General features: G+C 55.6%; 23 protein-coding genes. 2 read left to right on the plus strand and 21 right to left on the minus strand.

What is annotated here, in order from left to right; all coding sequences use genetic code 11:
* From DWQ09_13765 to DWQ09_13840, 16 genes are all read right to left on the minus strand, one after another.
* Positions 1–338 (minus strand): transposase (locus DWQ09_13765; protein KAA3627126.1); only part of this gene is annotated, 338 nt, incomplete at its 3' end.
* A 148-nt stretch (positions 339–486) separates the two neighbouring features.
* Positions 487–1,371 (minus strand): UTP--glucose-1-phosphate uridylyltransferase, encoded by an 885-nt coding sequence (galU, locus tag DWQ09_13770; GenBank protein KAA3627105.1) that lies wholly within the window; start codon positions 1,369–1,371, stop codon positions 487–489.
* Between the two features lie 90 nt (positions 1,372–1,461).
* Complete coding sequence (locus DWQ09_13775) at positions 1,462–3,408, minus strand: polysaccharide biosynthesis protein (protein KAA3627106.1); 1,947 nt, start codon at positions 3,406–3,408, stop codon at positions 1,462–1,464.
* Between the two features lie 116 nt (positions 3,409–3,524).
* Positions 3,525–4,553 (minus strand): UDP-phosphate N-acetylglucosaminyl 1-phosphate transferase, encoded by a 1,029-nt coding sequence (locus tag DWQ09_13780; protein ID KAA3627127.1) that lies wholly within the window; start codon positions 4,551–4,553, stop codon positions 3,525–3,527.
* Between the two features lie 10 nt (positions 4,554–4,563).
* Positions 4,564–5,565 carry an NAD-dependent epimerase/dehydratase family protein gene (locus tag DWQ09_13785; protein ID KAA3627107.1) on the minus strand — a complete coding sequence of 334 codons (1,002 nt, stop codon included), beginning with the start codon at positions 5,563–5,565 and terminating at the stop codon, positions 4,564–4,566.
* On the minus strand, positions 5,562–6,695 hold the full coding sequence (locus DWQ09_13790; GenBank protein ID KAA3627108.1) for a glycosyltransferase family 1 protein: 1,134 nt from the start codon (positions 6,693–6,695) through the stop codon (positions 5,562–5,564). Before DWQ09_13790 ends, DWQ09_13785 begins: the two co-directional genes overlap by 4 nt.
* Entirely contained in the window at positions 6,692–8,638 is a 1,947-nt protein-coding gene (gene asnB, locus DWQ09_13795) for an asparagine synthase (glutamine-hydrolyzing) (protein ID KAA3627109.1), read from the minus strand. Before asnB (DWQ09_13795) ends, DWQ09_13790 begins: the two co-directional genes overlap by 4 nt.
* A 43-nt stretch (positions 8,639–8,681) precedes the next feature.
* Positions 8,682–9,095, minus strand: coding sequence for a hypothetical protein (locus tag DWQ09_13800; GenBank protein KAA3627110.1), 414 nt, complete (start codon positions 9,093–9,095; stop codon positions 8,682–8,684).
* Between the two features lie 110 nt (positions 9,096–9,205).
* Positions 9,206–10,387 carry a gfo/Idh/MocA family oxidoreductase gene (locus DWQ09_13805; GenBank protein KAA3627111.1) on the minus strand — a complete coding sequence of 394 codons (1,182 nt, stop codon included), beginning with the start codon at positions 10,385–10,387 and terminating at the stop codon, positions 9,206–9,208.
* Between the two features lie 83 nt (positions 10,388–10,470).
* Positions 10,471–12,090, minus strand: coding sequence for a gfo/Idh/MocA family oxidoreductase (locus tag DWQ09_13810; GenBank protein KAA3627112.1), 1,620 nt, complete (start codon positions 12,088–12,090; stop codon positions 10,471–10,473).
* Entirely contained in the window at positions 11,987–14,152 is a 2,166-nt protein-coding gene (locus DWQ09_13815; GenBank protein ID KAA3627113.1) for a hypothetical protein, read from the minus strand. Before DWQ09_13815 ends, DWQ09_13810 begins: the two co-directional genes overlap by 104 nt.
* Positions 14,153–14,189: 37 nt before the next feature.
* A complete protein-coding gene (locus tag DWQ09_13820; GenBank protein KAA3627114.1) occupies positions 14,190–15,545 on the minus strand; it encodes a hypothetical protein in 1,356 nt (451 codons plus the stop codon).
* Complete coding sequence (locus DWQ09_13825; GenBank protein ID KAA3627115.1) at positions 15,535–16,728, minus strand: glycosyltransferase; 1,194 nt, start codon at positions 16,726–16,728, stop codon at positions 15,535–15,537. Before DWQ09_13825 ends, DWQ09_13820 begins: the two co-directional genes overlap by 11 nt.
* Positions 16,725–17,480 (minus strand): class I SAM-dependent methyltransferase, encoded by a 756-nt coding sequence (locus tag DWQ09_13830; GenBank protein ID KAA3627116.1) that lies wholly within the window; start codon positions 17,478–17,480, stop codon positions 16,725–16,727. Before DWQ09_13830 ends, DWQ09_13825 begins: the two co-directional genes overlap by 4 nt.
* Positions 17,467–18,471 carry a class I SAM-dependent methyltransferase gene (locus DWQ09_13835; GenBank protein KAA3627117.1) on the minus strand — a complete coding sequence of 335 codons (1,005 nt, stop codon included), beginning with the start codon at positions 18,469–18,471 and terminating at the stop codon, positions 17,467–17,469. Before DWQ09_13835 ends, DWQ09_13830 begins: the two co-directional genes overlap by 14 nt.
* Positions 18,401–19,255 (minus strand): glycosyltransferase, encoded by an 855-nt coding sequence (locus DWQ09_13840; GenBank protein KAA3627118.1) that lies wholly within the window; start codon positions 19,253–19,255, stop codon positions 18,401–18,403. Before DWQ09_13840 ends, DWQ09_13835 begins: the two co-directional genes overlap by 71 nt.
* Between DWQ09_13840 and DWQ09_13845 the strand changes: the two genes are divergently transcribed.
* A complete protein-coding gene (locus DWQ09_13845; GenBank protein KAA3627119.1) occupies positions 19,232–19,456 on the plus strand; it encodes a hypothetical protein in 225 nt (74 codons plus the stop codon). The genes DWQ09_13840 and DWQ09_13845 overlap by 24 nt on opposite strands.
* Before the next feature lie 148 nt (positions 19,457–19,604).
* Here DWQ09_13845 and asnB (DWQ09_13850) read toward each other — a convergent pair whose 3' ends face one another.
* Positions 19,605–21,566, minus strand: coding sequence for an asparagine synthase (glutamine-hydrolyzing) (gene asnB / locus DWQ09_13850; protein ID KAA3627120.1), 1,962 nt, complete (start codon positions 21,564–21,566; stop codon positions 19,605–19,607).
* 394 nt (positions 21,567–21,960) lie between these two features.
* Between asnB (DWQ09_13850) and DWQ09_13855 the strand changes: the two genes are divergently transcribed.
* The gene (locus DWQ09_13855) at positions 21,961–22,347 is read left to right on the plus strand and encodes a hypothetical protein (GenBank protein KAA3627121.1); all 387 of its coding nucleotides are present in this window, start codon (positions 21,961–21,963) and stop codon (positions 22,345–22,347) included.
* Between the two features lie 52 nt (positions 22,348–22,399).
* Here DWQ09_13855 and DWQ09_13860 read toward each other — a convergent pair whose 3' ends face one another.
* From DWQ09_13860 to DWQ09_13875, 4 genes are read right to left on the minus strand one after another with little or no spacing between them, the layout of a single operon-like run.
* Positions 22,400–23,761, minus strand: a complete 1,362-nt coding sequence (locus tag DWQ09_13860; protein KAA3627122.1) for a hypothetical protein — start codon at positions 23,759–23,761, stop codon at positions 22,400–22,402.
* Positions 23,758–24,468 (minus strand): class I SAM-dependent methyltransferase, encoded by a 711-nt coding sequence (locus tag DWQ09_13865; GenBank protein KAA3627123.1) that lies wholly within the window; start codon positions 24,466–24,468, stop codon positions 23,758–23,760. Before DWQ09_13865 ends, DWQ09_13860 begins: the two co-directional genes overlap by 4 nt.
* Before the next feature lie 13 nt (positions 24,469–24,481).
* The gene (locus DWQ09_13870; protein ID KAA3627124.1) at positions 24,482–25,438 is read right to left on the minus strand and encodes a UPF0104 family protein; all 957 of its coding nucleotides are present in this window, start codon (positions 25,436–25,438) and stop codon (positions 24,482–24,484) included.
* A 32-nt stretch (positions 25,439–25,470) separates the two neighbouring features.
* Positions 25,471–26,505 carry a glycosyltransferase gene (locus DWQ09_13875; protein KAA3627125.1) on the minus strand — a complete coding sequence of 345 codons (1,035 nt, stop codon included), beginning with the start codon at positions 26,503–26,505 and terminating at the stop codon, positions 25,471–25,473.
* Between the last annotated feature and the right edge of the window lie 328 nt (positions 26,506–26,833).

The following is a 26,833-nucleotide window of genomic DNA, read 5'->3' on the forward strand; positions in this document are numbered from 1 at the left end:
TCCAGCAGATGACGAAAATTGAGAATCGTCGTCTCGTCGGGAACCGGCTCACGCCCAAGGTCAATGCCGGCGAAAAGACACATGGAGCGAGATTCATACAACGCTTCCTCGGCGCCTGGATCCGACAGGTTGAACCAGTGTTGGAGGAAGTAGATGCGCAACATCCGTTCCAGTTCAATGGGGGGGCGCCCGTTTCCCGCTTTGGGGTAGTGGGGTTTGATGAGCTCACAAAGCTGATCCCATGGAACCACAGCATCCATCTCCGAGAGAAACTTCTCTCGCCGGGTTGGTTTTCGAAATTGCTCAAATTCCCCCGCGGCAAACGTTTGCTGTTTCATCGTTTTCTACCGGTTCCAAATAATGCGTGTATTGTCGCAAACTTTGGGACTTAATCAGAGATGCCTTAACAGTGATCAGCACGAGTGTGCGGATAGAGCTTAGCCGCAGATCCGGAAGCGTTTTGTGCAAATGCCTGCCAGGCAATTACTAACTGCCCTGCGCAGTGACTTTTGCGTTGAGGTAGGCGCGGAAAGCTTCGGCAAGCTCCGGGTGTTCCAGTGCATACTCCACTGTTGCCTCGAGGTAGCCAATCTTGCTGCCGCAATCAAAGCGTCGCCCCTGGTACTGGTAGGCGAGAACCTGCTCGCGCTTCAATAGTTCGGCAATGGCATCGGTCAGTTGAATTTCGCCACCTGCGCCACGCGTCGTCGTTTCAAGTACTTTGAAAATCCCGGGTGTCAGGATATAGCGGCCCAGAACGGCCAGATTCGACGGCGCAACTTCCGGACTCGGTTTCTCCACGATACCCTCGACCGTTTTCAATCGATCCATATAGTGGGTCGATTCAACAATACCGTACTTGTCGGTATGTGCTGGATCCACCTCTTCGACGCACAGCACACTGCATTGTTGCTCTTCGTACACATCGGCCATCTGCGCAAGACAGGGCTTATCAGTGCCCCTGATCAAATCATCGGCCAAAATCACAGCGAAGGGCTCATCCCCCACCACCTGCTTGGCACACAACACCGCATGCCCCAACCCCAGTGCCTCCGGTTGACGCACATAGACGCAGGTGATTCCTTCCGGCACGATCTCCTTGACCTGGGAGAGCAGGTGGGTTTTCCCCCGCTTCTCCAGTTCCGTTTCGAGTTCGTAGTTCTTGTCGAAATGATCCTCTATGGCACGCTTGCTGCTGCTGGTGACAAAAATCAGCTCCGTAATCCCCGCCGCGACCGCCTCCTCCGCTGCATACTGGATCAGCGGCTTGTCTACAATGGGAAGCATCTCCTTGGGGCTGGCCTTGGTGGCAGGCAAAAAACGTGTGCCCAAGCCGGCAACGGGAAATACTGCCTTGCGAATCGAAGTCACCTTGCGTTCATCCTGATCTGAGTGATGGGACGGGAATAGTAACAGTTGTTGGAAGTCTGCTGGAACTCCCGCACCTCTTGACCTGCAGCGCTACTTGACAATGAAAACACGTGCATCGGATGTCGCGTTGTTCTTGTTTGGCGGCTGTCGCCCCACAGCGCACAGGTGGTCATGCAGGCCATCCGGCGAATACTCCGGGACCGCTTCGCGCAGTAATGCCACAGCCTGCGAACAATCGCCCTTAACGCACGCACTATTCATGGTCTCCAGCAGTGGCTCAAGATCCACCCACGCCAATGCCGATTCCCTGCCACGCCAGATACGCGGATGTGCGGTCGCCACGGCATCGCTACCGATCAACAGCTCTTCGTAGAGTTTTTCCCCGGGTCGCAATCCGGTGTACTCGATTGCGATATCGCCCTCTGGATGAGATTCATCGCGAACCTCCATCCCCGAGAGATGGATCATGCGTCGCGCCAGATCCGCGATGCGCACCGGTTCCCCCATATCCAGCAGGTAGACCTCTCCTCCATGCCCCATGGCCCCTGCCTGAATCACGAGCTGCGCTGCCTCGGACAGCGTCATAAAGTAGCGGCAGATGGCAGGATCGGTGACAGTTACGGGACCTCCCGCGTGAATCTGCTTTTCGAAAAGCGGCACCACAGAGCCGGACGATCCCAGAACATTGCCGAAACGCACCATGCAGAACTTCGTGGGACCTCCCCGTTCCGCCAGCGCCTGAAGCACCAGCTCTGCCAGCCGCTTACTCGCTCCCATTACATTGGTCGGCCGTACGGCTTTGTCGGTGGAGATCAAAACGAAGTGTTCCACACCAGCCGCATACGCGGCTTCGGCGGCCTGCCAGGTTCCGAAGGCGTTATTCTGAATTCCCTCGATAACATTGTGCTCCACCATGGGTACATGCTTATAGGCTGCCGCATGATAGAGCGTGTCGACTCCAAAGGAACGTATCACATTTTCAATGCGTGAACGCTGTAGCACCGATCCCAACAGGGCCACGATCTCGATATTGACACCGATACGCGAAAGTTCAGATCGCAACTCCTGCTCGATGGCATACAAGGCGTATTCACTCAACTCATACAGCAACAGCTTGCGCGGTTGAAGCGCAATGATCTGCCGACAGAGTTCGCTGCCAATGGAACCTCCCGCACCGGTAACCATCACCACGCGATCGCGGATGCAGGCCTCCAACAGCTCCGCACGTGGCGGTACCGGATCACGACCGAGCAGATCTTCGACCGACACCTCGCGGATATCGTTGAGCGTGGCGACGCCTCTGGCGATCTCGTCCATCGTCGGCAACGTCTGCACCCGAAAGGCCTGCGCTTCCAGCGCCTCGATGATCGTCTTACGCTGGCTGCGAGTCGCGGAGGGAATCGCCAAGAACACCTGTTGGACACCCATCTGCCGGGCGATGGTGGCCAATGCCGCCGGATCGAACACCCGCAGCCCGCTGACCAGATGTCCATGCAGCGCGCGATCGTCATCGACAAAGGCGACGGGGACAAACTGCGAACCCGCGTTCAGGTTGGCGGCGAGCAGTGTTCCACCGCTCCCAGCGCCGTAGATGGCGACCGGTTCGCGGCCGTTCAGTAGCGCCCGTGTTGGGCGGGCCAGGTAATTACGCATAAAAAACCGGCTGCCACCGATATAGAGGATGGCGATGATCCAGTAGATGATGAAGACCGAGCGGGGGATCCCCTCCAAGCGCAGAAAGACGGCAACACCGAGCAGTGTGGCGGTGGAGATCGTCACGCCAGCGATCACGCTGTATGCAGCCTGCGGGGCGATATAGCGAATGATGGCGCGGTACAGGCCAAATCTGATGAGAACCGGGATGGCAAAGAGCGGTGCTGCGGGCAGCAACCAGACACCCTGTCCCAGATCGGGCGACACACTCCCCAGTCTTAACGCGTAAGCGGCCCACAGGGCCAGTGGCAACATCGCGGCATCGGTCAACAACATCAGCAGCCGCTTGGCCCAACGGGGCAATGCGGTCAGTTGTTCCTTCAAAGCACTCTCCTTATTCGCCTATCTTCAGATGTGACATCGGCCAGAGGACTCACATGATACCCCGATCGACCACCCTGTTAAGACCAAGAGGGTATATTTAGTGTTAACCGAATACCCTATTGGGCCTTGGTTAGGAGCCTGTGACGCTTCTCTACTCGACACACCAGCCAAAAAAAGGCTGCCATCAAACCCAACGACCCGATCAAGATTATCGCCTGCAGTGCCGGACCGGAACGCCCCGCCAATAGGGCCATTCCGCTGCAGATTGCCATCAGCCCGTATTCCACCAGCACCGTCCGCCGATGGTTCCACCCCGCCTGGACCAACCGCTGATAGAAGTGGGTTCGATGCGCCTGCCACACACGCTCGCCCTGCAACAGACGCCGGATCAGGGTGACAGTGGCATCGGCCACAAAGGGCAGAAACAAGATCATCGAGATCCAGAGCGGTACTATCCCTGCGTTCTCGCCCCACAGCGCCATACCGGCAGCCAGGAAACCAAGGGTGGTCGAGCCGGTATCCCCCATGAAGATCCGCGCCGGCGGGAAGTTTACGATCAGGAAACCACCAGCCGCGGCCGCCACTATCATATTCAGGCCTGCAAAAACAGGCGCTTGCGCAAGTCCACCAAGCACTGACAACGTCCCAAAACCAAAAACCGCCATACCTCCCGCAAACCCGTCCATCCCATCCATAAAGTTGTAAAGGTTGGTCATCCAAACGACGAGTAAGATGGTAACCAGCTCGGCAATGCCCCATGGCAGATCAATCGCCACTCCTGGAATCGGGACCGTTTGCAGTCCCAAACCTCCCAATACCAGCAACACCGCCACAAGGAGATGGACACCCAATCTAAAGCGCACAGCCAAATGTCCGCGATCGTCGAGAAAAGAAATGAAGGCTATCAGTGCCGCCGCGCCGGACAGCCAGTACAGTTCCCGCGGCATATTGACCCTAGTTCCCATAGCGACGATTGACCAACCTATCGCGACACCAAGCGCGATCCCAATACCGCCGGTGCGCGGTGTAGGCTGTTCATGAAGCGACCGTTCGTTGGGGTGATCAAGGATTTGGAGCTGGGAGCGCGAGCTCGCCAACCAACCGCAGAATAGTGCGGCGGTTCCGAAAGAGGCCAGCGCCGCGATAAGAGCTGCGTTACTGATCACGGCTTGTTGTTGCTACAACAGGAGTCAGCGCCAATTGGTACTCGCGGACCATTTCCGGTAGTGCATCGTAAAACGAATATCGTGGCTCGAACCCAAGCTCTTCGCGTATCTTTTCATTGCTGTACCAGGCGGATCCCAGCAGCTTGTTGAGTGTATCGCCCGTCAGGGGCGTTGACCGACGGGATATCGCTCGCAACGCATCACCCAGCCCAGCCCCAAGCCGCAGCAGCCATGCAGGAACACCCCAATTTGGCGCCGGCCGCCCTAGCTCCCGACATATGGCGTCGTAGAGCTCACGCGTGGAATAGGGATGACCATCCGTCACGAGGTAAATCTGTCCGTCAGCAGCCGGACTCTCTGCGGCAAGAATCAGTGCACGCACAACATCATCGACATGCACCATCGATCGCTTGTTCTGGACCTTTGGAAGTGGCGGGAAACGACCGCGGTCAATGGCCGCGATCATGCGTGGGATATTACCTTTGTTGCCCGGACCATATACGAGGGGCAAGCGGACAACGGTCGAATGCATGCTGTGTTTGCGACCAGTATCGAATACGAGTTGCTCGGCCTCCAGCTTGGCACGCCCGTAAACACTTCGAGGATGCGAAGCGCTGCTCTCATCGATAAGCACCTCACTCCCTTCACCCATAGCCTTGACACTGCTGGCAAACACGAAGTGCCCAACTCCATGCGCAACCGCATCATCAAGCAGGCAACGCGTACCCTCGCGCGTGATCAATTCATGCCGGACATCAACTTCGGGCGTGCCTTCATTCTCCGAATGCGTTACTCCTGCGAGGTGAAACACCGTGTTAACGCCCAGACAAACACCTTTTAACGTTTCGGGATGCTCAAGATCTCCCACCCGCACTTCAGTACCTCTATCGCGTCTGCTCAATCCAATTACACGCCATCCTTTCCCAGTCAGTTTCCGGGCCAACCGCTTGCCGATGAAACCGGACACACCCGTGATAAGCGCTGTCCTCATCCCGCCACCGCCTTGATCACTGCCAGCGACTGCCGGTTGATCGAGACGAGTCCGTACTCCGCCTCTGCGATTCTGCGACCGGCCGCGCCCATCGCCCGTCGCAGCTCCGTATTACCGACAAGCATCGCCATTGCAGTTGCGAGCGCTCCCACATCATGTGGTTGGACGAGCAGCCCGTTTACCTCATGATGCACGATGTCTCTGCAACCCGGGATATCGGTCGCAACGATGGCACGCCCGCTTGCTGCCGCCTCGATCAAAACCTTTGGGATCCCTTCACCATAGTAAGAAGGGAGGCATACCAGATGGCTGCCGGCGAACACCGACGGCATGTCGTCGCGCCGCCCCCACCACTCTACGAGACCCGTGCGTTGCCAAGTCTCGATCTGCGCCAACGGCACTGAACTCGGATTTCCCTCGTCCGGTGCTCCGACAAGCACAAAGCGCGCTCCAACACCCTTTTTCCGAAGCCGTTCAGCCGCTGAGACAAAGTCGCCCACCCCCTTGTCCCAAAGCATTCGGCTAGCAAACAGAACTACCGGATTTCCGGACAGCTCGTCAGTCGGCTGAAACTGATCAAGATCGACGCCCGCACCTGGGATTAGTACTGTATTTCCCGCATCACAGCCCATCATCTCGCTCAAGGTTCGTTGATCATCGCGATTCTGGACAATAACTCGGCTCTTCCCACCTCGAAGCAAAATTCGTAATGCGGTCTTCAAAAACGGCCGTAAGAACTTTGCCTTGAGGCGGCGCGATGTGAACACATAGCCAAGCCCCGCGATAGCGTTGACCCTCGCTGCAACACCTGCAATCCGAGCTGCCAACGATCCGTATACCACCGGCTTCATCCCCACGTGATAGACAACTGCGGGTCGCTCGTGCGCATACAGACGAACAAGTCGCCACAGCACCATAATTTCTGTCAACGGATTAATGAAGCGCCGTCCGAGGTCAAAATCAATCACGCGAATCCCTCTTTTAGAAATCCTGTCACCATGCGACCGTACGCGCGTGGCGACCACTACCTGATAGCCTGCCTTGCCCGCGTCCACCGCGAGGGGTAACCGATGAGAAGCGAAATACCAATCTTCGGTCACAAGAAACAGTAGAACCGCACCGGCAGTCACACTTGTTCCGCCAGCCAGGCCTGGAACATCAGCACGCACCAGAGTTGCGACTGCCGATTACGGCTGCCCGATAAATGTTCAGCCCACCAAGTATGAATGATCGCGGAGTCTAAAAATCCAGTGCGCTTTAAGTTAGCTGAATCTAGTAACGTCTCGGCCCAATCGCGCAATGGTCCCCGCAACCAAACGTCCATAGGAATCCCGAAACCCGACTTGGGTCGATCTATCAAGTCGCGAGGTACATAGCGGTATAGCACCTGCCTCAACAGCCACTTACCTTGCCCTTCGCGAATCTTCATACCAAGAGGTAGAGAAGCCGCGAATTCTACGACTCGATGATCCAGCAGCGGTGCACGCGACTCCAAACTGACCCCCATTGTCGCTCGGTCAACCTTGACAAGAACATCGTCAGGCAGGAACGTGACTGCATCCCGATACATCATGGCTTCCACAAAATCTCCCTTTCCTAGCGCCTGTGCCTCCCTTTCCGGTGCCTCACCGCCTCCTGCTACCAACCTGCCTGGCTCGTAACACCGGGACACCAGCCTCAAATACAAATCGTTGGTGTTCGCGGCCGAGAGAATACCCGCCAGTTTGTGTAACTTGTCACCGGCTGACCGTACCCTTGCTGCGCCCGGCACTATGCCACCAATGGCCCTGAATGCAGCTTCCCAGCGTGCCGGTGGAACCGAAATCAAGATGCGCGAAATCAATCGGCGACTACTGGCTGGCACCCATCGTATTATCCGCGTTAGCCACTGCCCCCAAAGGTAACGGTTATATCCCCCGAAAAACTCGTCGCCACCGTCTCCCGAAAGGCTCACCGTAACGTGCTGCCGCGTCAGTTTCGCGATTAGAAACGTCGGGATCTGTGAAACATCTGCAAAGGGTTCATCGTAAAGTTGAGGCATGCGAGGGACCACCGCTAATGCCTGATCCGGCGTCACATGAAGCTCGGTGTGATCGGTTTGAAGGTGTCGAGCGATCGCACGCGCATGGACAGACTCGTCGAAATCCTTCTCATGGTAGCCAATCGTAAACGTCTTGATGCGCGCCGAGCTCTCCGCCTGCATCAGCGCAACCACTGTTGAGGAATCCACGCCGCCCGAAAGAAACGCCCCCAGCGGCACATCGGCCATCAGTTCATCTCGAATCACCGACCTTAGCAGACCATCGAGTTGCGAAATCGCCTCACTTTCCTGTATATCCGTCGCCGCTTCGCGGCGCAGTCTCACGGTTTCCTCAAGCGACCAATAGCGGGTCACTGTCGTTGCAAAATCACCACCCGAGACCTTTAGTGTCAGAATCGTCCCTGGTTCGAGTTTCGATATATCTGTATAAATGCTTTTTGGCGCAGGTACGTAACCGTAGCGCATGAATTGTTTGAGTGCCTGCAGATCAATTTCACCTCGCCAGGCCGGATGACATCGAAGCGCCTTCAGTTCAGACCCGAAAACGAATGTCCTGCCAAGCCTTCCGTAGTACAAAGGCTTTTCCCCGAGTCGGTCACGCACAAGCTGAATAGTGCGCTCACTCCGGTCCCACACGGCGAATGCGAACATACCGGAAAACCGATTTACGGCCCCCTCGATCCCCCAATGGCAAATCGCTGCCAGGACGACCTCCGTATCCGAATGCCCCCGAAAACACTGCCCTTCGCGCTCCAATTCTGAACGAATCACGCGAAAATTGTAAATTTCTCCATTGAAAACGATTGTGTACCGGCCACCATCGGAGGTCATTGGCTGATCGCCGGCCGGGGTCAGATCGACAATCGCCAACCGAGTATGTGCCATGACTACGTTACATTCCGGATCGAACCAGACGCCACTCCCGTCTGGGCCGCGGTGGCGCAGAGAAGCAACCATCTCTCCGGCGACCGCTAACCAATCGTACGTGTCTCGGGCACTACCGTCTTGTAAGAACCCCGCTATGCCGCACATTTTTCGCCAATTCCGGCAGTAATAGTCAAATCGCCAATCACCCTCATCTTCTGGGTGCTCGCAACACAGACGGGACAATATCGGCGATAAGCAAAATCATGATGGGAACGAAGTGAGCGCAGCGCCTTGTGAGGGCATCGATGAACGCAAGCATGCCTGTGCGCCACGCAATCAGCGCGACTATCAATACGACAACCAGCCAGGCTACCCCATCTTGCCGGCGAAACAAGAAAACAGCAGCCAGTATAGATAATACGAGCATCATGCAGTGCGCCGCGTACGAATACTGGGCATCTCTCCTGGGCGGAACATCGTAGACGTAGATCAGAAACGGCTTTCCAATACTCGCTCCAAGATTACGCCAATACCCGTTAGGTCTGATATCACGGGCCGGTCTAAGGCCTGCATCCAAGGCAAGGTCGCTACCACTGACGTGACCACGACTTAACAATTGCATTTGTCGCATATCAGACAATCAACGAATATTTTTTGTTGCATGAATAAAGCTACTCCCGGTTAAAGCAGCAGGTTGTTTCCCGCGACAGGAGTCCACGCCATCACAGAAACTCAAGACGGGGATATTGGAGCAAACACCGAACGTATTATCTGCCTGCCGCCGGATTTTCCAGGATACTGCAGAGCCCCGATCAACTCTGTTATATGCAGTGCGAATTCAGCTGAGAATACGCTCGGACGGTGATTCCGGATGGCCGCGGCCATCTCGGCAGGGCCGCGGCAGAAATCTACCGGCTTATATCGCGCGGACCATCGCAATGCCGGTTTTTGCGCGAAAGGATAGTTCCGCTTGATGCGCGAATAATTACCCCAGGACCATGGTAACCAGTTCAACCATCGCTCGATGCGTGACGACCAGTGGTCAAGGCGATATTCCAATGCCGCTTCCAGGCGGTGGGGCGGTATACTTTTCACGTACACTGGTGAGGCATCGTCGCGAATATCCTTCACGTAGATGATCCCGCGCTCACCCATGAGCATCAGGGACCTGTCGAGCGGGGCGATAATGCTGCACGTGACGCGCGCCACCACGTTACCCTCGTACTCGATATTGCCGACGGTGTAATCAGGGGTAATCACATCAAGCGGTATTCCCTTGTCCGGAACCTGGCACGAGGCAAAAGCCGTTACCGCCTTAGCCGGGCCGAAAAACGCCGCCAGCCACGTCAGAAAATACCCGGCGTGCTCGTAAGTGCAGCCTACCTCAAACTCGTCCTTGGCGGGCCATAGGGCGCCCGATTCGCTGCGCCAAGACCGGTACTGGAGCCTGGACGTCATACCTGCGTCGAAATTCGCATACACTAATCGCACCGGGCCAATGACACCGTCGCTCAACGCCTTCCAGACAGTCTGCGCCGTTTCCCCAAGTACGCTGCAAGGCGCTGCCCCCAAGTAGACTCCCCTGCTTCTCGCCAGACCCACCAACTCTTCCGCGCTCTCGTAGTTCATGGCCAGAGGCTTTTCTGAATACACATGCTTACCGGCCTCGATACAGGCTCGGGTGACATCGTAGTGACTCCGGGGGTTTGTCAAGTTCAGGATCAACTCGACCGAATCGTCACCAAGGAGCTCATCTGCGCTTCTATAGGGCCTGACGGAGAAATAGTCGCAAAATTCTTCGAGACGCGACTGGTTGATGTCGTAGGCGCCTCGCAGGCTCAGCTCTGGATGATAGCGGAGAGATCTCAGGTAAAAATCTGCGACGTAGCCGCAACCGATAATGGCGATATTCATGTCGTCCTCGAGTCCACACGGAAATGCCAACGAATACCTGGCAAGTCAGCGGTGTCTGACAGGTTCGATGAATCCATTGGCGCTCAAGACCGACCTGCCGCTCTTACATGGCCGCACCCCACCGACCCGCTACCGGTGTCTGCTTCCAGTGCCTCATCAATCGCCAGTGTCAACTCGCAGATGTGAATGCCATCGGCCAGGGTAGGAGTTAGATCAGACGCTGCCAGCGAATCATCACCATGGAAGTGTCGCATCGCCAATTGCCATCCCTTAGTGCCAAAAAGGAAACGGCGGTGGGCACCGTTAACAAGCACGTCGGAGAAGTCATTGACGACAGCATTCAATCCCGCGCCGGCGATACAGATTTGCTCTTTCAAACCCTTTATCGGGCGTTCGGTTCTGACAAAAACCAGTGTCGCAACCGAGCCATCCTCGAGTGAACATACGCAGGAAAAACTGCCCCCGTGAACAAGTCCGTCGTTGACGTCCGGATAACGCTGCAAAGTGAAGTCACGGATTCTACATCCGGCGATAAATTCGATGAGATCCAAGTAGTGACAACATGACCCTACCGTCGTCCCTCCGCCGAGATGCTTTTTCGCCATCGCCACGCTGAATTCGCCTAGATTGACCACGTAGGTGATCATCTTAGGTCCACCGCATTCACGGTAGGCCGGACTGTTGATGAGGTATTGGATCGCCGGAATGAAGCGTCTGTTGAATCCGATCATGCAATTCTCATAGGAGGAATAATCGCGTATGAGATCCAAGCCCTGCCTGTCAACCGCTGCGGGCTTCTCGCAGTATATTCTGTAGTTAGCCTCGATGCCTGCACGCAGGTGAACAGGATGTAGGTAGGGCGGCGTTGCGATCAGAAGATTGTCGGCTCGAACGCCGGATCCAAGCATTTCCTCAAACGACTCGAACGTCTCGTCAATATTGAACGCGCGTGCGAGTGTCTCGGCGCTGGCCCCTATGTTCGAACAGACGCCAACGATTTTTCCGCCTGCATTCAGAATCGAAGGCACTAGAACGGTTGCGCAGAAATTGCCCGCGCCCGCTACGATCCATCGTGTGCGTGTTGAACGCGGACCAACGGCGGCGCGGGACGTTGATCCACCAGATTTTCTCGGGCCACGCTGCATTTCGACCGCTGAGCTGTTTATTTCCTCGATGCGATATGTCTTTACCACGCTCTCGGGCTGTATCGCGGTTTCGGAGCACCCATATGTCTTGAGAAGAGCCTTTGTGTAGGAGGCGGCTAGCGGGATACCGTATTCACTATAGAAGGTACTTTCCTCGTGGGTGGTTTCGTCGACAACCTTCACGGCATCCACGTACAGCACCTTCGGGGAGGCCGCATACCGCAGAGCCCTGAGCGTGTTGATTAGACCGATTTGCTGAATAAGCTGTGCCAACTCGCGCACATGGTCGACGACCCAGCGAACCCGGCTGCCCGACGCTCTGCCAGAAAACCTCATTCTGGTTGCCAAGCGGTAGCCCTCGCACGCCAGATAACGCACGGACATGGTTTCATCGATTTCGCGCGGGCTCTTCCGGAAAAAGAATCTGCCACGCTTTGCCAGGAAAACTGTGTTTTTATCGCCCTCGCCCATCCATCTTCCTCTCTTCATTTGCCCGCAATGGGCGATCCGGCAAAGAGGTCGTGATGCTAATCGGCTCCGTCCCGGGAATACAAGCATTCATCTCACGTACGAGCGCCGCCCTGATCTCCGTCGTCCGTGCTGTATCTACTGCTTCCCCTTTAGCAAGCGGCACCATACCAAGTGCCAAAGATACGGGAAGCGCAGTAAGAACTGTAAACGTGGGGCATGCGATCGCCAACTTCTCGCCGTAGCGCGGCGAGAACCAACCACTTCCTAACTCCCAGGTTGGCTTTTCCGACTGCAGAAACAGGAGCAGCATCCCATCGCCGCCCGGAAGGTTCAAATGAAGATCACCTGTAGCCGTTACGCCCGGCGATACACCGGGCGCGCAATGAAACCGCCACACAAGCTCGTGCTCACCTTCCCCTCCTATGAGATCACGCAGAATCAACGCGTTCGAATTCAAAAGCACCATCTGTCGCCGTGGCAGAACTGGTTGAGCAAACCTCGCATACCCCGAATGGTCGGCATCGAACGTCACGAATTGCTCATTCACCTCCCAGTGATGAATGGTGTGGTGTACGGCGGATACTTGAAAAAGACCGGGACCGAGTGTGGCGATTTCGGCACCATCAACCTGTACAACGTTGTGGCTTGCCGTGCTGCGGAAGATATTCCGCCAGCGACGGGAACTGAAATAGGTATAGGTACCGGGGTCGACGATAACCGGCTGGCCACCTTTCCACAGCACAAAGCTGAGGACATCATTGTGCCCATGTCCACCACCGCCGGGTTGCGTGACGCCGCCGCAATCAACCACGACCAACAAGCCAGGCTCCTCCCAGCTGTTCCGCAATGCGGCAAATCCCCCGTCGGGAAACAGCCTGGATGCCTTCGATGGCGGATGGGCTTCGACGTTGTCGAACTGCGTCAACCCGTCAGCGCCTGAAAACCAGAATACCGTTTGTGCCGCCTTTTGCGCCCCCCACTTCAGACTTGGATCATCAAGCAATGATGCGCCAGCCGCCAACAACTCCCGGATGTCACACATATCCTCGCCAGTAGCGAGCCAGAACGCCCTCTCGAGACTCACATCCCCCAATTGCGGCATGCTACCGTCCGGGCCAGACAGGTAAAGCAGTGAGGATAGGACTCCCTGTAGCCCGCTTCGAGTGTCTAACTCCTGTGAGGTGGACGACCGATCGCACCAAACAAGCAGGATCAGCAATTCAGCGACGAATCGCTGGTAGCCCGTAGATTTCTCGAAACTTGTCCCGTCCGGCAATATCTGCTTCTGCAGCTCGCGCCGCAGGACTTCCAGCGCTTTCGCCTCCCAGCGGGATGCCTCCGGAAACTCTGGGAATAAGAGTGCAACCATCCATAACGCGACGCATTCGGTAAGTACGAAGTTGTTCGTTGGACCGTGAACAGACAACGAGCGATACAGAAAGCGCGCCTGCAGGGCCAGCGCGTCAATGAACAGCGGAAGCATGCTGTCTCTGAAACGCCGACTAGATCGCGAGAAAACATAAATGATGCACCACGAAATGAGCCGCTGGGCTACGTTGAGGACGATGAGGTACGGATATCCATGGCCGACCGGGAAGTGGTGTATCCACTCGGTGAGCTGGGAATTCAGAGAGTCGATATAGCGCTCTTCACCGGTCAGTTGATAAGCCTGCCCGAGCCGGCACAAATGTTGATGTGTATGAAGCTTGAACAAGAGTATGGGATCACGCGATCCGTCGGGGAAATCATCGTGCGTGTTGAAACGATAATAGCGTGAATATCTCAGCGGGATTTCCTCTTGCGATACTGGATCGAAATGCCACCGGATCCTCCCAGCCGCATGGTACCGATACTCATGCAACTCAACCTCACCACGACAAAGAGCGTCCGCCTGACCACAAATGTCGGCCGCAGCATCCGGGAAGCGTTCGTGGAAGGCGCGCACCGACACCGGTCCGGAACGCATGGTCCAGTCCATGAAGCATGGTTCTTGGCGCCGGTAGAAGTGGGCCACCAAATCTTCGGTTGAGCCAAAACCGAGGCTTGAGGCACTCCGCCGCGCATCCGGACGCAGAGGCCTGATGGATCGGAATAACGCTTCCGCTTCCTTCCTGACCACGCGTACCAGCCGTTGCACAAACACCATCATAATCGGTGCTTCTCCAGATTAACCTTATGAGTCCACATCAGGTGCTTGCCCACTGAACCAATCCAAGCCACACCGCTCCTATGCCAAGCCACGCCACGGGTAATTTCACAGGCAGTATCCGGCGAGAGCAATAATATCCGACTGCTACTTGTACGAACCCAGCCAGTGCAGTACTGGCCGCTGCACCATCAATACCCCATCGCGGAATCAGCAACCAGTTAGCAAAAATATTCACGGCAAGAGCTGCAAGGGCTGCGGCGCCGACCATCATAGTTCTGTTGGAAATATACAGACCGGCCACCGTCGCCATGAACACACCGTTCATCAGCGTACCGTACGCCACCGCGGCGAATATCGAGGCTGCGTTTCCATACCCGGCGGGATACAGCCATTCCAGCATCGGTTGGCGCAACAATACCATCAGGGTTGCCACTCCCAGTCCTGCAAGTAGAAAAAGATCCTGTGCCTTGTTGACCAAATGCACCGTGGCCTGTTCGCCCTGCTCCGCATATCGCCTGGTGTAGGCTGGAAACAAAAACAGGTTGAAGGGCCTGACCAGCAAGGCCAGCGCCGAACCGACCAATACGTAAGCGGCGTCATAGTACGCCACGGCGGTCGTGTCGCTGGTGAGAAAAGCGAGCATGTAGCGGTCGACGTAGGTAAGCAGGAAACTGCTAGCAATGACTGTGGTGTGCGGCCAGCCATAACCCAGCATCTTCCCGAGCAACCCGGCGTCGAAAGCCAGGCGCTCGCGACGGGTGATGACGAGCCCCGTCATGAAGGCCAACTCGCCGGCGGCGAGGCCGTAAATGAAACCGTTCGCGTTGCCCGTCCACAGCACGCCGGCTGTGACAAACGACAACTGCTCCAGGGCTCGCGCTGTGTTCAGCACAGCATGGCGTCTCGCCTGGTGCATGGCGCGCGGCCAGTTTAGGAGTTCATTGTTGAGCAAGTAGCTCGGTACCAGCGCCACTATGGCGGCGAACAGCAGCAGACCCGGCGTCAAGCCCAGGTAGTCGGCAAACACGGCCGCGACGCAGATCATGACCACCGCCGCCGGCACCGACGAAAGCGCAACCCCGGCCAATACAGTGCCCAGCACCAACTCCGGACGCTGCTTGAAACCCACCCAGCGCACGGCCGCCTGTGACAATCCCAGCCCGCCGAGCGAAACGACGACCAGCAGTGATATCTTGGTCAGCACGACGCCGCCGTATTCCTCCGCGGGAAGCAGGCGGACCAACACGAGCACCAGGACCAGACTGCCCACCATGGTGCCGATGACGGACAGCCCGTAAGCGACCAGCTGTCGCATGAAGTCCGCATCCGGCAGCCTCCCGGCCTTGAACCTGTTCCAGGCAGCAAGTGAAAACATCGCCGTCCTAGCCTCCATTGAGATGCCGGCGTATATGGCCACACATCTTCGCCACCTGTCTCTCCCAGGTATGAGCGCTGGCGTAGGCTCTGCGCTGTGCCGCGCGTCCCGGCGAGTTGTCGGCGATCGCTTTTTCGATGGCGGCCGCAAACTCCTCCGCCGTATCGGCACAATACACCATCGGTTGCATGGTTTCGGCCGCAGGAAACCGGGTGCTCACAACCGGCAAGCCCGCGGCGACGTAATCCAGGAACTTCGTCGGGGAGGAGTAGAGGATGTGCTCGTTGTCCGCCTGGTAAGGGACGATGCCGACCGCCGAACACCGGTAATAGAGAGGCAGATCGGCGAAATCCTTGTACCCGAGATGATGCACATTGGGCAGCGAGCGCAGCAGTCTTACATCCTCCCGGGGTGCCAGCGCGTGGACATAGCCCACCAGCAGGAATGAGATTTCTGGTAGACACCCGGCGACGTCCGTAAGCAGGCGGTAATCGACCCAGTTGGCGAGGGTGCCGGCGTATATGACACGTGGTTCTGGCGTCGACCGCAAATCCGCCGGAATACCGCCGTCATCACGGTAATCCAGGTGATCCGACCCGCATCCATGTCCGATCCGGTGGGTCGCCGGATTGAGCCGGTGCAACTCCTGCTCCAGCAGCACGCCGGGCGTAAACACCATGTCGGCTCTGCATACCGTCCGCTCGAAGCGCGCGCGGAAGACGGGCGAGGCATCATAGGTATGCAAGGCATCGACGCAGTGAAATATCAGGCATCGGCGCTCCAGGTCTTCGACCACGGGTTCCCAACGGGGCGAGAACGACCAGATAATCGGACGGCGCATTCCCAAACGGCGCATCAGTCGTTTCACCTGGAAAACCAGTATCCGCTGGTTGAACCAGTCCACCACCCTGTTTCCATGCAGGGGGACAGCGAACGGACTCAGGATGGTGACACGGCGTGGATCTAGCCCCCGATGCCCTCCGCGTGCGGTCGCTCCGCCGACAATGCGTTTCAGGCGCTCCCAGACCCGGCCCAGTTCCGATAGGCGCGGCATGCGGCTGCCCATCGTTTCGACGTATACGACCTTGTTGCGGTCGCTCAACAGGGCCGCGATCTGCATGTTGGAGACCGCGTTGTCCCTCCACTCGCTGGGGGAAAGAATCAGTATGTCCTGTCCGGACAAGAGCTCCGGCGCTTTCATGGCAATGGTTTGCGGCAAAGATAATAGTATTCGTTGGCCAAGCGTTCCGCAGCAGGGCTGTAACGCGCCAGGTAATCCAGGTAGCGAACCGGACTGAGCATCCAGCCGGCGAGCGCGCGGCTGAAGGTGTACATCACGCGGTTGCGGAAACAGTTGCTGAGACCGTCGCGCAGCACCCAGACCAACGTGCAGAACGGTCCCACGCTGACCCCGCTGGCAAGTTCCTCGAATCCCGCCAAACGGCGGCGCAGGCCCGGCAACGTATAGCGCTGGTAATCGTGCGGATCGGCGTGAAAGCCCTGGAGAAACGGAATTTCGACGTACAAAATGCCGCCCGGTCGCAACACCCGCCAGACCTCGGTCAGCGCGGTTCGGGGTTCGGCCAGGTGCTCGAGCACGGCCTGCATGATGACGGCGTCCAGGCTTCCGTCGGAAAACGGGAGCACGTGCGCATCGCCGCGCAGATTCACCGGCTCTCCGCCACTTAGGTCCATATGAATGACATGGCAGCGTAATGCACCCGGCTGCGTCCATAACCGCCGGCCGCAGCCGGACAATCCGCCGGAACCAATGTTCAGGACCATACTGCCCGGGCGGAACAGAGCCTCCCGTATCCCGTTCAGCACCGCGGACGGAATCACGTTCAGCGTCGGCATCGGCGGATAGACCATGCGCGCCAGGCGCCGCAGCCGGGGGTTGCGGATTTTCGCGAGCAGCGGATGGGAACCGTAACCGCCGCTAGTCGCCGCCATCAGGCTTGTACCCTTCCGAAAAAACCAGAAAGCCCAACCTCGACCACAGCCAGGTATATAAAGTATCCGGGATCATCCGTTCCCAACTCCGGCGCCAGCGGGCGGGTACGAAGAACGAAACCGCGTGCTTCTGCTCAAAACAGCGTTGCCGGGTGATCCGGACACCCAGGAACAGATCGTCGCGTATCTCGCGTCGGGTGTAGTACTTCGAGAGGGGCGCGCCCTCGTTCTCCTTGCCGTCCGTATAGCGGTTGTGCAACTCCTGGACGCTCATACGCAGGAGCCTTCCCCGCAGGATCCCATAGCGAAAAATGACGTTGATCCAGTTGTAGAGGGAGTGCCGGTGGTAAAGCATGATCCCCATCCATCCCCCCGGACGAAGTACGCGGATCATCTCGCGGGCGCAGGCGACGGTATCGGGACTGTGATGGATGACGCCCCAGCTCCATATGGCGTCGAAACTTGTATCGGCGAACGGTAGCGCCTCGGCGTCCGCTTCGCGGACCTCGGCGGTCAGTCCCTTGAGTGCCAACCTTCGACACGTGACCTCCACCGAAGTCGGGGAAAGATCCACCGCTGTGACTCTGGCGCCCGCCCGGCAGAGCATTTCGGTATGCGCTCCGAGCCCGCAGCCCACTTCCAGAACCCGCTTTCCCTCCAGCCATGCCACGGGCATCAGACCGGAGAACAGCGACCGGCCGCGTGGTTGGGCAAAATAGGCATCCGCAATGAAATTGCGGTCGATCACATCCAAGTACGCCAGAAAGTCGCTGTCCGGCATGCCGGCGGGCACACCCTCATGGGGTGTTTCACCAGGCGCAACATAGTCCTGGGAATGCCGCGACCACCACTCACGCGAACTCTTCTTCAGCACCTCGTCAGCCCGCTCGGATGTCCTGGTCATTTCTGTATGATCCCCATCAGCGATGCGCCTCTGTCTCGTATCCCAGCAGCAATTTGGAAAACACCGCTGTCCGCGCGGACCAGTCATAACCCGACACTGCTGCCGATCGGGACTTGCGTCTGGCCTCGTCGTCCAGGGTCAACGCACTCCCGAGCGCCGACAGATGTCCTTCAGCGTCGCGTGCGTATTCGACCATCTCCCCGCCCGCATCTCGAGTCTCGTCCAGGTCGGTGCTGACTACTGGCTTCCCCGCGGAAAGCACCTCAAACAGCTTGATGGGGCACATGGCGTGCGTAAGTTCGTTGCGAACAAATGGCATCCAGAACAGATCGAGCCCGGCCAGGAAACCAGGCAGTGCCTCGCGGCGCCAGACATCCCAGAACCGCACGTTGGGCGGTAGCGGCGGAAGCGCGCCGACGCCCTGGCTGCCACTGACCGGCCCGATGAAGACGAACGACCAGTCGGGCCTGCGTGACGCCACTTCGTGTATGAGTCCGAAATCGAGTTTGTGCAGGGCGCCGTAATACCCCACCTTGACACCGGGCAGCGCCGCCACCCTGACATCAGGAGCCACCCTGCCTTCCAGAACCGGGAGGAACAGGTCAAGATCGGTGCCGTGGCGCAGCAGGTAAATGTCACGGGCGCCGTCGCGGTAACGTTCAAGCAGCGGTCGCGACGATACGATCGTAACATCCGCGCGCGCAAGCATGCCCAGCGTAAGCCCGATCATGCTGCGGGGAATGCCGGCAAGACCCTGCCATTCATCCACCATGTGGAACACCACGCGCCTGGGATTGATCCAGTCCACGACCGGCAGTAACAACGGGTAGTAGCTCAGGATGACCGGGTGATCGAAACCAAGCGTGCGCATGGCTCGCGCAAGACGCCGCCGGAAGAACTGCTGATTGATATTGTTCAGGCATGGATGATCGAAAAGCCCACCCAGGCCCCGGTGGTAAGACAACGGAAAGATGCCGGTGACTGCCCAGATGTTTTCCTGTACCGGGATAATACCAGCGCGGATTCGCGGCAGATGACGCCTGAAAAAGTCTCCTGGTCGTCTCAGTACTGACAGTGGATTGGCTGGTATTTCTACGTACAACACACGATGACCCTGATTCGCCAATCGCTCTAGATAATGGCGTTTCGAGGTCCACAAAGGCGTGTCCCAAGGCTCGCAATAGGCCACGAGAATGTCCGTCACGACTTATGATCGCGCCTCACGCCGCCGACGCTACTTTAGCAAGATGCGAATGCCTGCGGTGCCAGTTGCCGAGCGCATAAAGCTGCCATGCTCGTAGCCATTCCTGACCGCCCCTGGATGCATCGAGACGATGCCAAGTCGCCTCCACGGCGGGACGCGCGATCCCAAAACCCTCAACCAGCTCCGCCGTAACCGATTCACGTTCATCGCGTAACCCTTGGCGCAACCACTGCTGCAAAGGCAGGGTAAATCCGTGCTTTTTGCGGCTCATCAAATCCATCGGGAAGTTTTTCACGGCCTGCGTGAGCGCCGGTTTCCCTACGGAACGCCTACGGTTACGCTTCTCCGTACCCGGAGTGGCCAGAACGCAGTTAATAAGATCGACGTCCAGCAACGGGAAACGCAGCTCGAGTCCATGAGCCATACTCATCACATCACCATCCACTAACAGCTTGTTGCCGGCATATTGCGCAAGCTCGAATGCGCTCAGGGCCCCAAAGGTGTCGAGTGACTTCGCGATGCGGCCTGCCATATGGTCGGACCATTCCGGTGGCATTCCCGAACGCCCCAAAGGCGGGTCTCCGCCAAGGAGCGCACGACGCTGCTCATAGGAGAATACACTGCGCCGGATCAGAAATGCTTCTAGCAGACCCAAGTCGCTACGCAGCAGATTCGCCAGCTTTGCGCGAACCACACTATCACCGTCCGCAACTCGGGCGAATAGACGCCGCAGCCAAACTGGAAGCATGGCCAGCATCAGGGCTTTAGGCACCTGTGTAAATGACGGGTAGCCACCAAAGAGCTCGTCGCCCCCGACTCCGTGCAGGCAGGCTTTCATACCAGCATGCGCCGCACCACGGCTCACGAGAAACACGTTCAAGCCATCGTCGCTGGGTTGATCCATTGCGGAAAAAAAGGCTGGGAGTTCGCGCCGAAGATCTGACTGTATCATTTCGATACCCTGATGTTCTGTGCCGAGGCGTAATGCAATCGCTGCCGCTGAAGTTTCTTCTGAAGTCGACGGATCCTCCGGGAAACCCAGGGTAAAAGTCTTGACTGGCTCTTCCGCTATCTGCATCGCCAACACTGCTAAAGCCGTGGAATCAAAACCTCCCGAGAGAAAGATGCCCACCGGTACGTCAGCCACTAAATGCCGGCGCATTGAACCATGTAACCGGTGTGCAATCTCCTTGTGCCCGCCGGCGACATGTTCCGGCATCCAATCCCAATACGGAATCGGTGTCCCTGAAGTGGCGTTACCGCATACCCACATCAGATGACCCGGCAACAGCGCCCTTATACCGCGGTAGATACAGAGCGGCGCCTGTACTGAACCGAACGTCAGAAATGAATCCAACGCCTTGGCATCGAATCCACTGTCCGCAAGTCCTGCGCGTGCCAGCACCCCGGCTTCTGACGCGCATGCGAACCGATCGCCACCGACCGTGTAATAGAGCGGCTTAATACCTACGGGATCGCGAGCTAACAATAATTTTTGTTTCTTGGCATCCCAAAGAGCAAAAGCGAACATTCCGCGCAGGCGCCGTAACAAGTCCGATGCCTCGTAATACCTGTACGCCTTCAACAGGACTTCCGTGTCGCTAGTGCTGACGAAGCGCTCGCCTTTCGCTTCCAACTCAGTCGCCAGTTCACGGTAATTGTAGATTTCGCCGTTGAATACGATGGCGTTTCCGGTAGCTTCATCAACCATCGGTTGGTGACCGGCTATCGAAAGGTCGAGTATCGATAATCGCCGGTGAGACATTCCTAAAGTCAAACCATATTCTGTTCGAAGTCGATACATCCCTTCGTCATCCGGGCCACGATGCGCTAGCGTCGCGTTGAAGACGCTCAACACGTTCTCAATAGATTGAGCAGACGCGCCGAGAATTACACCAATCCCGCACATTGGATACAAACATCCTTCTGCAGCGAACGGAATTTGAATACCGCCACACGGTGAGTGTTGGACCAGCATACCCCGTTTGCGCTTTCATCTAATCGCACCGATTAATCCTCTGGCAATCTCAACACCATAAAAATGTCTCCGACATTTCTGTCGTAAGGGATCACTCCATCCAATGCGACCAGAAAGAAAAGTGGCCGGGAAAACAATACTTTTAGTAATGTGTAACGACGTAGACTTCGGTCGATCATCCATGCAATATGGCCGAACGTTTTGAAAACTGCTTTACCTCCACAATGCGAAACCCTTCGGCCTCAAGCAGGTCCTGAAGTTACTTCTTTTTATATCCGATACGAACATGATCAAAGCTGTTTTCGACACGGGCAGCGAATGGAGAGGCACGCGGGACGGTTACAATGAGAGTTCCGCCGCGCCGTGTAAGAGTGCGTAACGTGGAGACCGCCCTTTGATCTTTCGGGATGTGCTCCAAGACGTCAGAACAAACACCCTAATCCGCTTCTTGTATAGCTTTCGCAGGATCAGTGAGATCTGCTTTTTGCATACTCGCATTTTCGAGATTTGCTTCCCGTGCATAATGTTCCACTCTAGAGATTTTGGTTTGATCCAACTCTATCCCATGAACATGTTAGCCATGCGGTGTCAGTTCCAGCTAGTACAATCCATTGCCCGATCCCGCATCGATTATGGTTCGTGGAAGAACCTTGCGCATCTTGGCTGGAATAAGGTTCGCACGGATACGCAGTCCCATGTGCGGCACTCCGAATACTCTCAAAGTAAACCGCGTGACCGCAGTATTGCAAACCAATGCACTTTGCCCATCGGCCGCGTCTAGGCGAAATTCCTTCAGCTTTTCCAGCACTTGCCCGAATGCCACCTTATTACCCCTATCTAGTGGTTGATGGCAATCGATGAACCTGCCAAGCTATAGCAGCAGCAAGCGGAAGCAAAGTGTACAGGAACCTGAAATTCTGCACATCCAGATCGACAAGTGCATACACAAAGCATGCGATCCATGTGAGAAATGCACATCGCACGGAGTCATTTCCACTCAATGCCTTCATGATTTTGCGCAGAAACACCAAGATCAAACTGCACCACGCTACAAAACCGACTAAGCCGGTTTCTGCCAAAAGGGTCAAATAGGTACTTTGTGCCATGGTAAACAAATAATTTCTATAATATTCCTGAATATCCGTCCCAACGGCGGCACGCCACACCTCTACGTATTGATACGCACCAATTCCAAAAATCGGGTGAGAAAGCCAAGCTTTCCACGCGACCAGTTTCATCAGGAAGTAGGAGCTATAGGTGATTCCACCATCCAGTGATAGCTTGCACATCGTGGGCTCACGATACCAGCCGAAATACTGCGTTTGTTCTTCGATGTGGTAGTCTGCACTGCAAACCCATGCAACTTGATTAACGTCGATATGCCAAATCGTTAGCACCTGTATAGCGACTGCAGCAACCAACACCGGTATAGTCAACAAAGCCAACCAACGCCAACGCTTTTCCGAAAACGACGCGATCCCTAAAACCACCGAAGCTGCCGCGGCGACACCGACCCTGCCCAACGTCAGCAAAGCACAAACGACTGTGAGTGCCAGGGCTAACCGCCAAACCCAGCGATCTACCAAATCTCTGCCCAAAATGAGCAATAGTGCCAGCATCAGCAAATACATGCCGAATAACTTCGACGTCGGCAACATAGGCCCATTCAATCGAACCACGCGGCCCAGATATGGAAATCCCTCGCGTATCTGTGCGAAATTGCTCGAATAGCCGTACACATAAGCGGCGAAGTAAAACGCGAGAGATACACACATGTATGCAATCGATGCGTATACAAGGACACGAAACACGGGTACTACCGCTCTAGAACTTAGTGCCAACACAAAGAAAACTAACAACCCAAGCAGATAAAGATACTTAGCCACGTCGATCAATCGTGGCGAGTATTCCGTGCCTGCGCCACTTATGTAAAAGGCGATTGCCGTCGAGACGACGCTAATTCCCAGAGTTCGGTGCTCGAGCGCGTACCTGCGCAATTCTCCCGATCTCGCTTCCGTAATTACCCACCAGACCATCCAAGTCAACATAAACGGGAAAAGCACATCGGCAATCTGCATCGACCCCAAACCATAAGACAAAACCGGTTTGAGCGGATTCTGTAACATGACTGGTTGGAGAAAAACGTAGCCTGCAGCTAACGCCAATCCGATTTTCTCCAAACTTGGCCGAATCATGTGCCCCCTCGGGTTAGAATCGTCGTTTCTTCTAAATATGGGAGTGCGGGTGCTAATCCGGGGAAACGCAAAGGCGAAAATCCGACTTGTTCGATCGCCAATCGATATCTTTCGCGCCGACTATTGTCGAACAGAATGATTCCATTTGGTTTAACATGTTTGACTGCCTCCTTCAAACACGCGTTTCGGGCACGGCCATCGATGACGATCATATCAAACGGACCTCCTGCATCTCGTATCGCCGCCACATAATTCTCAAAATCACAGTTTTCATAGCCCACTCTACCAGAGGGTGCAACCAATGCTTGCCTTGGGTTTATTTCTGGGGGAATCAGCACTCCGCTGACGTTATAAACCCCCTCAGTCAAGCGCCTGAGAACTGCTGCAAAATCTCCGTCGTGCTCAACAAAAGCGACCTGTCTCGCACGCTTCGCGAGCCAGACAGTACTTGCACCAGGGCCGTACTCAAACACGTTCGCCTCACCATTTTTGCTCCGAAGAAAGTTCTCAACGTAAGCCGCAGCGGCAAATGTCCACCATGGTAGATCGAGCTGTACCATGTCATCGACATCGTAAATCGAGAATAGGCTCCGTACGTAAAGAAGCGACTGCCTATCACGTCGACTCTCCAATAAGGAAAGCAAGCCCACTTTTTTCGCCAACACACGAATGGTGTGCACCAAAATAATGTAAATCTTTCGCAGCATAACTAAACAACTGTCATATCGTTGCCTGAGGCGTTGAGTACCCCTTTGCAAACCAAAGCACGCCCCCCGCCGAGGACGCAACAAACACGAGAACACCAGAGAGTATCGACATAGCAAGTGCGCTTCCGGCGTCAACGCCAGTCAACCCGAAGAAGTAAATCATTGCCACCTCCCGCGTACCCCATCCTGCCACTGATAGCGGAAAGGATTTTGCAAGAAATACAATTGGACCGAGAGAAAGATAGGCTGCGAATCCTATTTCTAGATCTAAAGCGGCGCCAATCGCTGCTATTGCCAGAATGTTTAACAGAAGAGCGATCGACGACCATCCCATATGTATTACGGTAGACGGCCAACTAAGAAAACCTGTTGCCACATCTCTAGACACTTCGAGCAACTTGTTTCGTAGTCCACCTGTTGCGATGAAATTCGCCGCGTCCCCCCGTCTACGCCGTCCCATTATTGCGAGTACGGCAAAAAATCCGACGCCACCGGCGCATACCATCGATATTCCAAACAACAACTCAATGTGATCCGGAAACTCAAACCAATAAACGGGCACCAATAAAACGACTACAAGCAATGCCCCTATCAAACCGGACGCACGATCAATGAACACCGTAGAAAATGACTTGAGCATATTGCCGGTCTTTCTGCCAAGTGCCCAAATCCGATATACATCCCCCCCATACCCTCCGCCAACCAAAAACTGGCTGAAGAACCCGCTAATAAAAAACAACCTGACAAAAAAACCGATAGTTTCTGTATAGCCTAGAGCACCGCCAATACCCCACCATCTGATGCCACCCACTAAATAGGCTGTGAAGTATAGAGCGACCGTCAAAACCAAGAGAGCATAGTCTGCCCTTAGCAAAGCAGCTTTCAAATCCAGTAGTTCAGTACTAAGAAAAACCCCTGTCAGGAGGCCGAATGTGACGAGCAGCTTCGCAACTATTACCAGTTTATCCATCTAAATAATGTGCCTTGCCTTGGCTTGGCCCTTCAGGTCGTATTAGCGCGCTCGAAATCCCTACGCACAATAGATGCTTTCGGCCTATCCCTGTTTGTTTTATGGAAAAGATCTATCTGCAGTTGCGACAACAAACCAAACAGCACAACCTGAACGCCGATAATGAGTAACAGTGCAGATAGCAACAGAAGTGGACGGGTACCGATCGCGTGGCCCAAAAGCCAAAGCGTGGTTAAATACACGCCCCCAAAAAAGCCCAATATACCTAGGAATCCACCGAGGACTCCAAAGAAGTGCAACGGGCGATAACGGTAGGCATTAAGGAAATAAACTGTGAGAAGGTCCAACACACCTTTAACGAATCGGCTTGCCCCGTATTTGCTCACGCCCTGCTTGCGTGGCCTATGCTCTACCTCTATTTCACCAATGCGAAAGCCACGGTTGGCCGCCAAAACCGGGATGAAACGATGAAATTCGCCGTATACACGAATTTCATCCCACACCTCTCTCCGGTATGCTTTTAGCCCGCAGTTGATATCCTTGAGCGGCGAGCGGAGTACTTTGCGTACAAGCCAGTTAAAAACCTGCGATGGAATTTTTTTGCCAAAAAGGGGATCATTTCTGCGTCTTTTCCAGCCGGATACCACATCACATCCTTCGTCGATGGTATTAACCAATCTCGGAATTTCTTCTGGTTGATCTTGAAGATCCGCATCCATGGTAACGATTAATTCCGCATTAGCTTGATCGGCGCCTTCAGACAAAGCCACACTCTTGCCCAAATTTCTCCTAAAACGAATATATACGATGCTCTCTATGAAAGTCGGTTCGTAAGCCGCCACCACTTCCGCTGTGTTATCCGTGCTTCCATCATCCACCAACACAACCTGCATTCTATATTTCTGGTCAACCGCCACGCGATCAAGCCTGCTGAACAACTCAGAAAGGCTGGCTGCTTCATTCAGTGCTGGGATAACAACAGAAACACGCCTGCCCTCTTGCGTTTGAGTTTGTGCTTTCTGTCGGTGTTTTTTTGAGATCGCCATTGATTCGGTCTTTTCTTCCATACCACTATTGCTCAAAATGAGCCCGTTCTAACCGATTGATTGAAGTCCTTTTATTCATTATCATCGCCTCTCATTTCGACGGAATACTATCACTGCAATGATTAGGGAACGTCTGAATAAGTGATGCAAACCAGCACGGCCGATTCAATATGTTTGTGTTTTTCATCATAAGGAGCGTTTGCAGGCAGTATTCGGCTCAATATGGGCCGTTTTCTAGCCGTTTTGTGCGCCGTTGCGGTTTATCAGGCGCACCAATCCTATGTCGGGCATCGCAATCGTCGCCGCGCCAGGTACAGATTGGTCAATGCACTCAGTACAAACAAGGCAT

Source organism: Pseudomonadota bacterium (genome assembly GCA_008501635.1).
Taxonomy (GTDB): domain Bacteria; phylum Pseudomonadota; class Gammaproteobacteria; order QQUJ01; family QQUJ01; genus QQUJ01.